Below are 13,629 nucleotides of genomic sequence, written 5' to 3' on the forward strand. Positions count from 1 at the left end.
CTAGCAGGATTTTCACGACAGCCCTATGCGAAGTTTACGCCCAGCGGATCAGCCCGATAATGGCTGAGGTCGCGTAAAACCCCTGCAGCAACAGAAAGGTCCAACGCCGGTCGATCGCTGCCCAGGCTGCGAACAGGCCAGCGGACAACAGCAACAGCGCAAAGCCCAGCAACTCCGCCCCGGTATTCGACGCGATCAGCAGAGCGTAAGCCATGGCCAGCACCGATCCGGTAACTTCAAACACGGTCGTCAGGCCGCGGCGAGAAGTATCGATCTTGGCCATGTTTCACCCTCTCCGCATGAGAAAATCGACCAACAGGGCCGAAATCTGTTCCGGCTGGTCCTCCATCGCGAAATGACCGCAATTCTCTAGAATATGCAGCTCCGATCCCGGAATGGTGTCGTATAGTTTGTGTGCCCAGTCGACCACCTGCCACGCGTCATCCGCCCCCCAGATCAGTTGAACCGGCAATGCACCGAGTTTCGCATAGTTGATGCTGTTGGTGTGCTTGGGGTCATAGTGCCGGACCTGATGCTGGAACAGACTGCCCTGCCCGATGGGGCCGCTGATAAAGTCCAGATATGTTTCCAGCGCGGTATCGGCCAGCCGCTGTTTGTTCACCACGGCCGAGAAAAGCCACTCGCGAAAGTGTTCCCGGTGCCGGGTATCAGGTGCATCGATCAGAGGTTGCAGACCTGATTGCATCTGCTCCTTGGTTCGTTTCGAAGGCCAGCTGTCAAAGCTGACGACGTCGATCATGGTCAGCGACCGCACCCGGTCGGGCGACTGGACGGCAAAACGCGGGGCCACCGCGCCGCCGATATCGTGCGAGATCACGTGCAGGTCATCCAGTCCCCACAGGTCCAACAACCCCTCGAGGATCGGAACCTGCGCGGTGACTGATGTATCAACCGACGGGTCCCAGGGGCGTTCGGACAGGCCAAAGCCCAGCAGGTCGTAAACATGAACCTTGTAGCCTGCATCAACCAGAACTGGCAGCACGTTGCGCCAGATATAGGATGAGGACGGCGTGCCGTGGATCAACACGACGGGTTCGCCTGCGCCATAGGTGCCATGCGCGATGCGAGTGTTGTTGATCAGAGCATGGTCGGTGACGAGATGTGACATGGTTGGTCTCCGGTGATTTGTCTTTCCTCGTGGTTAAACCGACGCTAGGATGTGACTCAAATGAATGATTGTCATTCTTCCATCTTATTTTGTCATGTGAGTGCGAATGAACGAACGTCTGGAAATTGACGCTCTTCGGGCCTTGCTCGCCATCTCGGCTCATGGCGGCGTGACGCGAGCGGCGGAACATCTGGCACTGTCGCAATCAGCGGTCAGCCACAAGATTCGACGGTTGGAACAGGCGCTTGATTGCGATCTTCTGGCTCGTCGTGCCGGGGCCCCACTGTTCACAGACGCTGGTCAGCGGCTGTGCGACTACGCCCGACGGATCACCGAATTGCATGACGAAGCCCTGGCAGCCTTGGGTAAGAGACCTCTGTCCGGCACCATTCGTCTGGGGATGACCGAAGACACCACCACCAGCGGCATCGCCCGAATTCTGGGCCGTTTCACGCGATTATATCCCGACGTTCAGGTCCGAACTCGTACCAGCCAAAGCCTGAACGTGCAGGCCTGGCTCAAGGCCGGAGAGCTGGACGTGGCGGTCATGCAGATCTTTCGCCAGGACGTGCTGCCCGATGACCTGATCCTGTTCGAGGACGATCTGCATTGGGTCAAATCGCCCGAGTTTAACGTCGACCTCACCGCCCCTGTGCCGTTCCTGTCCTTCGACAGCCAGTGCTTTTACCGGCTCTGGGGCATGGGTCACGGGCCGCATCGGTTCGACAATGTTCTGGAATGCCCAAGTGCCGCCGGTATCCAGTCGGCAGTGCGCTCGGGGTTGGGCGTTGCGCTGCTGAACGGCCTGCATGTCACCCCGGATATGGAGATCATTGACGACCTATTCCCCGACCCGCCCGACATTGCCTATGTTGCGCGGACACACCTGAAACGACGGAACCCCGCAGCGATGGCGCTGATTGAAGAGATCCGTAAAGAGGTCGAAAGCGCCATACCATTACGCATCGCAGGCTAAACCTCGAGAACCTTCAAGGCGCCGGTAGAGCCATTTCAGGAAACAGCGTCGGGCGTGGGCAGCAGAATGAACACATCCTGCCCCACGGGTTTGATAACCGGGGCTTCTTCCGGGTCCTTAGAATCGAAAGGCGGCTCGATATCATTGCAGCCTTTTGGCTTGTCATCGCAGATGAACACCGTAGCCCCCGTCAAGTAGGCCAACCGAAGCTGCAACCCTCGGGTTTGCTGAATCGCCGCATTTCGCGCGCCGTGAACCGCCATAAAATCCCCATAGACATAGATGGTTTCTGTATCTTCCGGCACAGAGTTGGCCATTTCTCGGGTCGTGTACTGCCACGGCGGGAAAGCCAGGTACGACGTTTTCGCAATCGCCAGAACATTGAACAACAGAACACACACAATCGCGATGCGGGCGATTTTCATCAACCTGTCGCTGGACTTTGACAAGTGAACGGCAACCGAGACGATACAGAATCCGAACAAGATCCAAACCCATCCCAGCGTCCGCAGCGGCACCTGAACACCAGACATCAGAGCCTTGCCTGCAAGCGGAGCCAGCCCCGCCAGAACGGCTGCAAGAACTGCGACGGCGACAATCCTGTTCCAAACAAACAAGGCCACCCAGGCCGCAAGGAACATAAGTGGAATGGCGACGCCGTGCTTCGCGTTGCTCCCACCCATCTGTTCAAGGGTTATGTGCAGGTAAACCTTCTGCTTTTCGATGTTCGCCAGCAGATCGGCAAGGGAATGCACCTCGGTCGGGTTGCGCCATTGGGCAATCGGAATGCCGAACACTCCGTGATAGATGTAGTTCAGCGAATACACTGCCAACACACCCAGGGCGAGGTTGACAACGAACATACCAAGCGTTATCGCCATGCTTTTATAGGTTTTGGGTGCCTTACGGGATAGCAGTACAAGAGTAAGCAGCAGAAACGGATAGGTCGTATAGGCCATAAAGGACAACGGCACCGCCGCAACCATCAACGCAACCACTGTACGGTGCGGAAGGTAAAGAACCGCCACCGCAAACAGCGCGACCACCCAGACACCCGGCAACAGGGTATTGAACCAGAAAGACATTAAATAGGCGGGAATCGAAAGGGCCACGAAAATGGCAAGAAATCCCTTGTACCAGCCGTCAACATCACGATCCAAAAGGCTCAGCGCAGTAGCGGCAGAGAAAAGCGACCACCCTGTCAGGTAAAGGATAAAATGGACCGGGGATGGCAGGAAAAACGGCCTGAACTGCCACCAATAGTTCAGCCAGCGCCCTTCATCCAGCGTCTTCAACAACGCGGCCCTGCGTGTGCCGAGCAGCGCGGGAAAGTCGTCATGTCGAACGAACGGGTCCTCGATCAGCGGCAGGTATGCCAGGACCAGCAGGGAAAAGCACAGCACGAACAGGCGTGTAAATTCACGCGTCAATTGTGGCGTATTCATTTCTTACCCCTGTAGAAGCCGGAAGTGATCCGGGGCAGTCTGCTATATCGCTCTTTCCGCCCCCCCTGCGACCTGGTCGAAACAGTCAAAGAACGCGTTGGTATGTAAATCTGCATGGCTGATCTCTAAAGCGAGGTGCGCTCGCGAAAAACCCAAAGACTGAGGATGATAAAGTTTAGAACCGGCAGGATCGTAACGACCAGCGCGGCGGTGACGACGTGCGACAATTCCAACTCCGGCCCCGCAACTCCTGTTATGAACGAAGATACGGTCAATCCGACCCCGATCATGCACAGGAAGCGTCCGACCTGCACAGGAACGGCAAGAGGTTTGCCAAAAGTCCACGCCGTCTGGCCGATATACTGCAGAACAACCGCGGAACAAAACGCCAGCAGGTTCGCAACCCAGGTGGAGCCGAAAAGATAGAGCAAAGTAAGATAGGCCGACAAATGATAAGCAGCCACCCCGGTCCCGACAACCGCAAAACGGAATATGCGGCGGCGTTCGGTCATTGGTGATTGGCTATATGCTCGACGACGGGTTCGACGGCGTCTCCGGCTTGCTCGTCCACAAAGAACAGCGGTCGGCCCTTGGCCTCGACATAAAGACGGCCCAGATATTCCCCCATGATGCCCAGTGTCAGCAACTGAATGCCCGAGAAAAAGCTGATGATCAGAACGGTCGATGCCCAACCGGCGACGGTACTGTACAGGATGAGCGATCCGAACACATAGACGCCCATCAGGGCAGCAACGATCAGGGTCAGAAAGGCCATACGCGTCGCGATTTGCAGCGGTTTTATCGAGAAACTGGCCAGCGCATCAAAGGCAAACCGGATCATCTTGGACAATGGATACTTGGTTTCGCCGGCCACACGCGGATCGCGGATATATTCGATCCCGATCTGCCGGAACCCCGCCCAAGCGAACATCCCTCGGATAAAGCGCGCCCGCTCGGGCATTTGCAACACCGCGTCCAGCGCCCGCCGGGTTACCAGACGAAAATCGCCGGTATCATTGGGAATCGGCACATCGGAAAGCCGGTTCAATACGCGATAAAAGCCGTGGGCGGTGATTTTCTTGAACCAGCTTTCGCCCTTCCGTTCACTGCGGCGCCCGTAAACCACGTCATAGCCGCGATCCATCATCGCCATCATGTCCGACAACAACTCGGGCGGATCCTGCAAATCGGCGTCGAGCATGAAAATCCGCTGACCCTTGGCCGCCATCAACCCGGCTGTCAAAGCCACCTGGTGCCCGCGGTTTATCGATAGTTTCAGACCACGGATCGAGGAATGCTCTCTGCACTGTGCGCAAATCGCGTTCCACGTGCCATCGGTCGATCCATCATCGACCAGCACGATCTCGGTATCGCCCTGCCAAGCGTCGGTTGCTGCTATCAAACGCTCGACCAGCAAGGAGATCGAGCCCTCCTCGTTCATGCAGGGGACGACAACGGACAATAACATTGAACCTCCGACCGAGAATATGTCCGAAGCCCGGCGATTAGATCGCGTTCTTTCGGAACTGGCTGCTCGTGTTTTTTGTTTCACTTTTAATTGTGGCTCTTGATATCTCAACAATCGGCATTCGCTAATTGGTCGGAGCGAGATTTCGGGGCGTCGTTACCGTGGCGACACATAACCCGACCAGAAAACCCGCCATGAGTGTGACCGCATTTTAATCTGCCGCAATTTTGCACCCGGGATATGGCAGCAATACGCCCTTCCTGAGGCATTGATCGGGTTGTTTACGTACCGAAGTTCCGGCTTTGCTCGGGCCGTCAGACCTGGGCAAGAAGCCACGCCCGAACAGCGGCGACAATCCGTGGTTTCCTGGGGTTGCGCGGGGTGACAAGGTGGTACCCCTCCTGCACTTCGGTCGAAAATGAGACCGGCTGACACAGACGCTTTGCTTGAAGGTCATCCGCGACAAATTCACGATTGGCCAACGCCACTCCCTGCCTAGCAATGGCGGCATCGATGGCTAGAGAGGTCTGGCTGAACGCCATCGTTTTCAAACCGGCTGGCGGTGCCTCTCCCAATGCGGCCTCAAGAAACAGGGGCCATTGGCCATGCGTATCTTCCAGCAGGACATGGTCAAGCAAATCTGCGGATGACCGGATCGGACTGTCACCTAGGGCCAGATCAGGATGGCACACCGCGATCAGGTCGGCGGCAAACAAGGGTTCAGCGACCAGACCGGGGCCAAAAGGCGGCTTCCCCTGCCGAACCGCGATATCCACCCCATCCGTCTGAAAATTCGCCAGCGCGTTTGACGCATCCAGACGCAACCGGATATCCGGATGATCCTGCGCGAATGCCCCCAACCTTGGCACCAGCCAGCATGTAGCAAAAGACGGTGTCGTGCTGATTGTAACTACGACGTCCTGCGGCGACAGATTGGCCGTTGCCTCAGCCATCATGTCAAAGGCACGGCGGATCGGCGCAAGATATTTCCGCCCCTCATCTGTCAAGGACAAGCCTCTGGGCTTTCGGTCGAAGAGTTTGATCTTCAACAACTCTTCAAGCGATCTCACATGTTGAGCGACGGCACCCTGCGTCACGCCAAGCTCCTCGGCGGCCCGGCTGAAATTCAGATGGCGCCCCGAGGCCTCAAAAGCCTTGAGCGCGTTCAAAGGCGGCAGTCTGCGCATGGTCCAAGCGCCTAACTCGATAGTTATTCTACAGGGTTAAGGCAGAATTACTGATTGGTCAAACGCCGCACCCTGCCCCATTTTGACGACAGATCAGGGACACCAGCTGAATGGGGCAAACATGGCTGATAAGAAAGTTGCGATCATCATGGGCGGTGGTAGCGGTATGGGCGCAGAAAGCGCGCGCCGACTGGCAGCCGATGGGTTCAACGTCGCGATCCTGTCGTCTTCAGGCAAAGGCGAAGCTCTGGCGGCTGAGCTTGGGGGTATTGGCGCGACCGGCACCAACCGGTCCAGTGCGGACATGCAGAATCTTGTGGATTCGGTGATGGACAAATGGGGCCGCGTGGATGTGCTGGTGAACTCGGCTGGCCACGGCCCACGCGCACCAGTTCTGGAAATCAGCGACGCAGACTGGCACGAAGGGATGGAGGTCTATTTCCTCAACGCCGTACGCGCCACGCGGATTGTCGCTCCCATCATGATCGAGCAGAAATCCGGCGCGATCATCAACATCTCGACTTTTGCCGCGTTCGAGCCGGATCCGGTGTTCCCGACCTCTGGCGTGATGCGGGCCGGGCTTGCGGCCTATAGCAAGCTGTTTGCCGACAAATACGCCCCCGACAATGTGCGTATGAACAACGTGCTTCCGGGCTTCATCGACAGTCTGCCCGAAAACCCGGAATGGAAGGCGCGCATCCCGGTGGAGCGTTACGGCAAGGCCTATGACGAGATCGCCGCCACCGTGGCCTTTCTGGCCTCGGACGGTGGCGCATACATCACCGGCCAGAACATCCGCGTCGACGGAGGTATTACCCGCTCGGTCTGACGCCGGCTAAACCGCTACAAAAATGTGGGATATGGCGGAGAGACAGGGATTCGAACCCTGGAGACGGTTTCCCGCCTACACACTTTCCAGGCGTGCGCCTTCGACCACTCGGCCACCTCTCCGTGAGCGCGATATTTGGACCATCGCCGGGGGATTTGCAAGGGGCGATTAAAGCGAAATTTCAACCTTCCGCAGTTCCGCCACACATGCGGTCAGATCTCGTCGCCGTCCCCGTCGCCCAAGTCCGCCTCGGTCATCTCGACCGGCGCTGAGGATGGCTGATTTGAGGACGGTTGCGCTGCGCCGCTCTCGGGATTCTGCTGCGGTGCTGATGGTTTACCCTGCAAGGCCTCGGGGTTGCGCAACCAGACATCACGCTGTGCGAACGGAATCTCGATACCCTCTTCGACAAAGCGGCGGTTGATCTCGTGGTTCATGTCGGACTTCACCGACAGCACCCAGTTCACGTCACGCAGAATGGCGCGAATCTCGAAATCCAGCGAATCCGCACCGAAGCCCTGAAACACCACGCTGGGGGCCGGATGCGCCAGCACCATGGGGTGCGAATTTGCCACTTCGCCCAGGATTTTCTCGACCACGCGGGTGTCGGTGCCATAGGCCACCCCGACCGGCACGATAACCCGCCCAATGGTGTTGCCGCGAGTGTAGTTGGTGACCACGCCGCTGATCAGGTCCGAGTTCGGGACGATCACATCCGTCCGGTCAAACGTCTCAATCCGCGTGGACCGGACCGAGATGTCGCGCACATAGCCCATCATCCCGTTCACATCGATCCAGTCGCCCTTCGAGATCGGACGTTCGACCAGAAGGATAATGCCCGAAACGAAATTCGAGACGATTGTCTGCAATCCAAAGCCAATACCGACCGACAACGCACCCGCAACAATCGCCAGCGACGACAGGTCAAAACCTGCGATCATGATCGCAACCAAGGCCGCCAGGAAAATCCCGACATAGCCGGTGCCCGCCGCAATCGCATTCTGTCCGCCGGGGTCAATATTTGTCTTGGGAAGCAGCGAGTTCCGCAGCCCGCTCTGCAACAGTCGTGTCAGCGCGTAACCAATGATAAAGACAACGACGAAGGTAAAGAAATTGCTGGGCGAGATTCTGACGCCGCCAATATCAAAACCCAGCAACAGTCGCGACCAGACCTCAAGCAGATCGGTTTGCCGCGCCCCCCAGTACAAAGCCAGAATTGGCAGAGACAGGATCGCGATAACAAACGCAGTCAGCACGGAAAACAGTGAGTCCCGCGCGGCCTCGCCCTGCCCGCTGAGCCATCCGTAGACCGAGGTCAAGAACCGGTGGAAGATCGCCAAGGCCGCGAACAACACTAGTGTCTTCACTGCCGGGAAAACAATCGCCTCGGCCGCATTTGTATAGCCAACGGCCGCCAGGATCGGGCTGGTCATCCCCAGCAGGAACAGAGCTCGGCGCAGGAATTCCATGATCTGAGTCAGACCGCCACTACGCGGCTTTTCACTTGCCTCGGCGTCGCCCGCCACCGGCCTGCTCATCCGGATTCGGCGAATTCGCAACAAGATCAGAGCGGTCCCGACAACCACCGGAAAGCTGATGACCGCCCGGGTTGCGTCCGAAATATTCTCGATCTGATCGAACAGCAGCCCGAATTCATGCGCGATCAGAAAGACCGCCAGAATATCGAGATAAACCCGCAGCTCGGTGACGTTCTTGCGAGACAGGCGATTGAAGCCTTGTGCCGCCTGCGACAGAAACAGCTGACGTCCGATCCAGTCGTAGAAAAATATTAGGGCAGCCCAATACGGCACGTTCTGGATCAGCAATGTGCCGCGCAGCCCCATGAGGCCGGTCATGATGACAGCCTGCACCAGCAGCCAGACACCCAGCCAAGGCAACAGAATGCGCAGCAGCGAAACCAGAAACGACCAAACACCAATGCCGCGCCCACCAAGGCTGCGCAGGTATTCACCTGCAGCTTCGGACCAGTAGCGCCCGTAATACAGCAACACACCCGCGGCGAGGGTCAGAAACAGGATGCCCAGACCCCGATCTCTCAGACGGTCCTGTACGATATTGGCCTTCAGGTTTTGTGCCGTTTCACTGATCAGGCCACGCACGGATTCGAGGATGTCGGTCCAAGCGGGCCCCCAATAAACCGGGTTAATCGGAGATGGGCCGCGTTCCAGCAGCTCTTTCTTCTGCCTGTCACGCAACAGCCGGTCAATCTCGCTGATCAGGCCGTTGGCGCGGCTGAACGCCTCTTCCGAGATGACCCGCGGAACTTGAAGGCTGGTCAGCTGATCTTCTAGATGAGCGCGCAGTCGGGCGATTTCCTCGGGCTCGGTTGCGTCCCCTTCGGGCGCAGGGCCAAGGGCCTTGATCTGGGCATCCAGGGTCTGGATACGATCCGTGTTGGCGCTGCGCGCGTCGTTGAATTCTTCACGATAGTTGTGGATTTCGGACCGCAGATTCTCAAGTGCTGCGTTTGAGGTCCTGTCGGCTTCGATCTCGGTCTCGGCACGGTCCGCCGTTGCAAGCCATTTCTGGTAGTACTCGCTTTGCTGATCGGTCAGCTCGGCGGCAACGGGGCCGCCCAGCATGGCAAAGCAAACCAGAAAAAGAGCTAGAAACAGGCGGACCTGCCGCAGCATCATACGTCCTCGAACACGCCGGGAATGCTGCGCGGAGCTTCGGTCATCCAATCCGGGACCGGCAGCTCCTTTTCACGCAGGAATTCGGGATTGAACAGCTTGGACTGATAGCGCGTGCCATAGTCGCACAGGATCGTCACGATCGTATGGCCCGGTCCCAAATCCTTGGCCAGACGCACCGCACCGGCCATGTTGATCGCGGTCGAGCCGCCCATGACCAGCCCCTCTTCGCGCAGCAGATCAAAGATGTAGGGCAGCGCCTCGTTATCGGTCATCTGATAGGCATAATCCGGCTTGAACCCTTCGAGGTTCTTGGTGATGCGCACCTGCCCGATACCTTCGGCGATCGAGCTGCCTTCCATCGCGATCTCACCGGTGGTGTAATAAGAGTAAAGCCCCGCCCCCATTGGATCGACCAAGGCGATCTTAACCCCTTTGGGCTGCAGCGCATCGGCCACACCGGCCAGAGTACCACCCGAGCCCACAGCACTGACAAAGCCATCGACCTTGCCACCGGTCTGTTCCCAGATTTCCGGGCCGGTGGTTTCGACATGGGCCTGACGGTTGGCAACATTGTCGAACTGGTTCGCCCAGATCGCGCCATTGGGCTCGGTCTGCGCCAGTTCCTCGGCCAGGCGGCGCGAGTAATGCACGAAATTGTTCGGGTTGCGGTATGGCGCGGCCGGAACCTGCACCAGTTGCGCGCCCGCCAGGCGTAGCATGTCTTTCTTTTCTTCCGACTGGGTTTCCGGGATCACGATCACGGTCTTGAACCCCATCGACGCGCCCACCAGCGCCAGACCAATGCCGGTATTGCCCGCCGTGCCCTCGACAATGGTTCCGCCGGGCTTCAGGTCTCCGCGCGCGATGGCGTCGCGGATGATGTAGAGCGCCGCGCGATCCTTGACCGATTGGCCCGGATTCATGAACTCGGCCTTGCCGAGAATCTCGCACCCGGTCTCTTCACTGATGCGCTTCAGCCGGATCAGCGGTGTTTTCCCGACTGCGTCGGCAAGGTCTCGTGCAATGCGCATGGCGCCCTCATATCATTACGTATCAACGAAGATTTACAGATGCCGTGCGACAACCACAAGCGGCGATCCTTACCCCCGCAGGCGGTCGCGATGCCGGGCCAGCCAATTGGCCAATGACAAAAGAGGTAAATCTTTGAATTCATTGCTGTCCACCTTCCGCATGAAGGTGTCGTAGGACAGGATTTGCGTGCGGATATCCTCACCCTCCGAGGCCAGCCCGCCATTGTCTATGGTCCGGGTCAGATCGCCCAGCCCGACATAGAGGTAAATAAACTCGGTCGAAGACCCGCTCGAGGGATAGGCTCCACCCGCATACTCCAATGCGTCCAGCGTGACCTGCGCCTCTTCCTGTGCTTCACGATAAGCGGCCTGTTCCGGGGTTTCTCCGGGATCGATCATGCCAGCCACTGGCTCCCACATCCACGGCTCGGGATCGTCGATCAGAAACACCGGCGCACGGAATTGTTCGACCAGCAGAACCGCGTCGCGGACCGGGTCATAAGGCAGAACGACTACGGCGGCCCCCTGCATCAGCCCGCTGCGATGCAAGATCGGCCCCATCGTCCCGTCATGCTGGCGGTGCTGAAGCTCCAGCTCTTCCATGCCGAAATAGTTCACATAGGCGCGCCGGTGGCTTTGGACGATGACGTCTTTGGCCGTGTCGCGGGGATCGCCTGTCCGGCGCTTGCGCGCGGCCAGCCTGGCCCAGGCGCGGGTCCGGATCGGCGCGAAATTACGGGCGATCGTGTCGGCATCGACCCTGCCGTAGTAGGCAAGCTCTTCCTGCGCGGCCAGCAGGGTCACTTCTGCCCACTTATCAATCCAGCCCTGCAATGACCATGGCCCGTCAGGGGTCCAGAGACCGGGTTCAGGGAAAAACACACTGGCCGCGGCCCTTGATCCGTCGGCAAGTTCGACGTCCTGCGGGCTGAGATCGTAGTCAAACCCACCTTCGTAATAGGCCAACCTGTTCAGATTCTCTTGGGAAAAGCCCTGTACCAGCAGCCCTTCGGCTTTGCTGCCTGCCTCCGCCACGATCATCGGAAACGCCTGCCCGGCTACAGCATAAACCGCGTGATCCGGCAGGCTGGCCTGCGACACTTTCAGTTTCGACAAGGGGTGGCCAAGCACAAGCTCTAGCAGCGACTGATGCCTGAGCGTGCCGTAAAAAAACAGATCGGACACTGAATTGAAACTCGCGCTGAATTCCAGAGGGTTATCGCCAGCGGCGGCCGGCTTCTTCGGTTGCTAGCCCGGCGATAAGGGCTCCGATCGCCAAAGTCCACAGAATTTCCGGCGTCAGCAGAAACCGGCTGTAATCGACCCCGATCTTGAAAATGCCGATCAGAGCATCAAAAGGCCCATCATACCGGTGGCGCATGGCCAGCCGGAACATCTCATTGCAGCCCTGAACGAAAAGCCCCCAGAACACCAGAGCAGCGATACCCGTCAGGCCGTTATTGAGCGCTCCGGTCCAGCCCCTGCCAACCCGCTTGCCCATGATCATCCAGCCACACACCAACCCAATGATCATGTTCACAATTGTAAAATAGCCGTAATCCTTACCCTCTTCGCCGTTGTTGATGATCATGCTTGATACGAGAAAGGCCACCACCAACAGACAAATTGCAGCAACGAGACGCGGAGCACTGGGCATTCGATATTTCCGTTTGTTAACTGGGTTTTGCTATAGTGATCTGTGTCACATCGCAGTTACCAGTGTCAAAGGCTGCGCCACATGCAGTCAAATAATAGTTCCACATGCGGCGGAAACGCTCATCAAAACCCATTTCAGCAATTTCGTCCCATTTTTCGTTGAACGTGTCGTACCAACGACGCAGGGTCAGATCATAGCTTTTACCGAATTCCCGAGATTTCACCACGTTCAGCCCAGCCTCTGAAACCTGTTGTTTCAGGATCGAGGGCGTCGGGAGCATTCCGCCGGGGAAGATATATTTCTGAATGAAATCAACACCATTTTTGTAAATATCCCACCGGTGATCCGCGACGGTAATGATTTGCAACGTCGCCTGAGCACCGGGTTTCAGGCGCTCACGCACAGTGTCGAAGTAGACCGGCCAGTATTTCTGCCCAACGGCCTCGAACATCTCGATCGAAGCGATCCCGTCATACAAGCCCTGTTCATCGCGGTAATCCTGCAGCCTGAACTCGACAAGCTCGGAAAGACCTGCTTTTTCTATTCGTTGTCTGGCGAAGTTCAACTGTTCTTGACTGATCGTCAAACCTGTGACCCGTAGGCCACGCTCTTTCGCGGCATATTCGGCGAAACCACCCCAGCCGCAGCCGATCTCAAGGATGTGATCTCCGGGCTTTGCGCCCATTTCATCGACCAGGCTGGCGTATTTCGCGGTCTGTGCCTTTTCCAGACTTTCCTGTCCTGTCTCGAACAGGGCGCTGGAATAGGTCATGGTGTCATCCAGCCACAAACCATAGAAATCATTTCCGAGGTCGTAGTGGTACGAGATGTTCTTCTTGGCCTGCCGTCGATGGTTCCGGTGCAGCCAAAAGCGCAGACGTTCATATGCCTGCACCAAAAACATACCGGTGAAATCGTCATAGACGGTCTCGGTGCCCAGATGCACCAGATCCATGAAAGATCTAAGATCGGGGGTGCTCCAATCACCTTCCAGATAAGCGTCTGAAAAGCCCAGCTCGCCCTCGCGGACTAGACGCGCAAAGACGTCCGGGTCGTGGATATCAACCCGAGCGACCGGCCCAGGCTTGGCACCTTCGGACCGAAAAATCCGGCCGTCAGGCAAGGCGATGTCCATCCGACCGGATTCCATCCGGTTCAGCATCTTGAAGACTTGAGCAAAGTACCTGGGCAGGTTTTTCTGCCCTTCCGTCGTCGTAAGGATCATCCGCTCTCCCCTGTGCGGCCGTGGT

At 57.7% G+C, this 13,629-nt stretch carries 13 protein-coding genes and 1 tRNA gene; 2 read left to right on the plus strand and 12 right to left on the minus strand.

The window, feature by feature from the left end; translation table 11 throughout:
- Window positions 1–34: 34 nt before the first annotated feature.
- A complete protein-coding gene (locus ACR0KW_RS02095) occupies window positions 35–283 on the minus strand; it encodes a hypothetical protein (RefSeq protein ID WP_480803525.1) in 249 nt (82 codons plus the stop codon).
- A gap of 3 nt (window positions 284–286) precedes the next feature.
- Complete coding sequence (locus ACR0KW_RS02100) at window positions 287–1,129, minus strand: alpha/beta fold hydrolase (RefSeq protein WP_480803526.1); 843 nt, start codon at window positions 1,127–1,129, stop codon at window positions 287–289.
- 106 nt (window positions 1,130–1,235) lie between these two features.
- Between ACR0KW_RS02100 and ACR0KW_RS02105 the strand changes: the two genes are divergently transcribed.
- Entirely contained in the window at window positions 1,236–2,105 is an 870-nt protein-coding gene (locus ACR0KW_RS02105; protein WP_480803527.1) for a LysR family transcriptional regulator, read from the plus strand.
- 35 nt (window positions 2,106–2,140) lie between these two features.
- Here ACR0KW_RS02105 and ACR0KW_RS02110 read toward each other — a convergent pair whose 3' ends face one another.
- From ACR0KW_RS02110 to ACR0KW_RS02125, 4 genes are all read right to left on the minus strand, one after another.
- Window positions 2,141–3,550 carry a hypothetical protein gene (locus tag ACR0KW_RS02110; RefSeq protein WP_480803528.1) on the minus strand — a complete coding sequence of 470 codons (1,410 nt, stop codon included), beginning with the start codon at window positions 3,548–3,550 and terminating at the stop codon, window positions 2,141–2,143.
- A gap of 125 nt (window positions 3,551–3,675) precedes the next feature.
- Window positions 3,676–4,062, minus strand: coding sequence for a GtrA family protein (locus ACR0KW_RS02115; RefSeq protein WP_480803529.1), 387 nt, complete (start codon window positions 4,060–4,062; stop codon window positions 3,676–3,678).
- The gene (locus tag ACR0KW_RS02120; protein ID WP_480803530.1) at window positions 4,059–5,018 is read right to left on the minus strand and encodes a glycosyltransferase family 2 protein; all 960 of its coding nucleotides are present in this window, start codon (window positions 5,016–5,018) and stop codon (window positions 4,059–4,061) included. Before ACR0KW_RS02120 ends, ACR0KW_RS02115 begins: the two co-directional genes overlap by 4 nt.
- A 314-nt stretch (window positions 5,019–5,332) precedes the next feature.
- Window positions 5,333–6,205 (minus strand): LysR substrate-binding domain-containing protein, encoded by an 873-nt coding sequence (locus ACR0KW_RS02125; protein ID WP_480803531.1) that lies wholly within the window; start codon window positions 6,203–6,205, stop codon window positions 5,333–5,335.
- Between the two features lie 121 nt (window positions 6,206–6,326).
- Between ACR0KW_RS02125 and ACR0KW_RS02130 the strand changes: the two genes are divergently transcribed.
- The gene (locus ACR0KW_RS02130; protein WP_480803532.1) at window positions 6,327–7,034 is read left to right on the plus strand and encodes an SDR family oxidoreductase; all 708 of its coding nucleotides are present in this window, start codon (window positions 6,327–6,329) and stop codon (window positions 7,032–7,034) included.
- 32 nt (window positions 7,035–7,066) lie between these two features.
- Here the strand turns inward: ACR0KW_RS02130 and ACR0KW_RS02135 are convergent.
- The 6 genes from ACR0KW_RS02135 to ACR0KW_RS02160 form a co-directional block, all read right to left on the minus strand.
- A tRNA-Ser gene (locus tag ACR0KW_RS02135) sits at window positions 7,067–7,156 on the minus strand.
- Between the two features lie 90 nt (window positions 7,157–7,246).
- Window positions 7,247–9,688, minus strand: coding sequence for a DUF3772 domain-containing protein (locus ACR0KW_RS02140; RefSeq protein WP_480803533.1), 2,442 nt, complete (start codon window positions 9,686–9,688; stop codon window positions 7,247–7,249).
- Complete coding sequence (locus ACR0KW_RS02145) at window positions 9,688–10,722, minus strand: cysteine synthase A (protein WP_170324696.1); 1,035 nt, start codon at window positions 10,720–10,722, stop codon at window positions 9,688–9,690. Before ACR0KW_RS02145 ends, ACR0KW_RS02140 begins: the two co-directional genes overlap by 1 nt.
- 69 nt (window positions 10,723–10,791) lie before the next feature.
- Complete coding sequence (locus ACR0KW_RS02150; protein ID WP_480803534.1) at window positions 10,792–11,907, minus strand: NUDIX domain-containing protein; 1,116 nt, start codon at window positions 11,905–11,907, stop codon at window positions 10,792–10,794.
- 31 nt (window positions 11,908–11,938) lie between these two features.
- Entirely contained in the window at window positions 11,939–12,379 is a 441-nt protein-coding gene (locus tag ACR0KW_RS02155) for a TrgA family protein (RefSeq protein WP_480803535.1), read from the minus strand.
- Window positions 12,380–12,395: 16 nt separating this feature from the next.
- Entirely contained in the window at window positions 12,396–13,604 is a 1,209-nt protein-coding gene (locus ACR0KW_RS02160) for a class I SAM-dependent methyltransferase (RefSeq protein WP_480803536.1), read from the minus strand.
- Window positions 13,605–13,629 lie beyond the last annotated feature (25 nt).

It is taken from the genome of Ruegeria sp. CG11 (genome assembly GCF_056537245.1).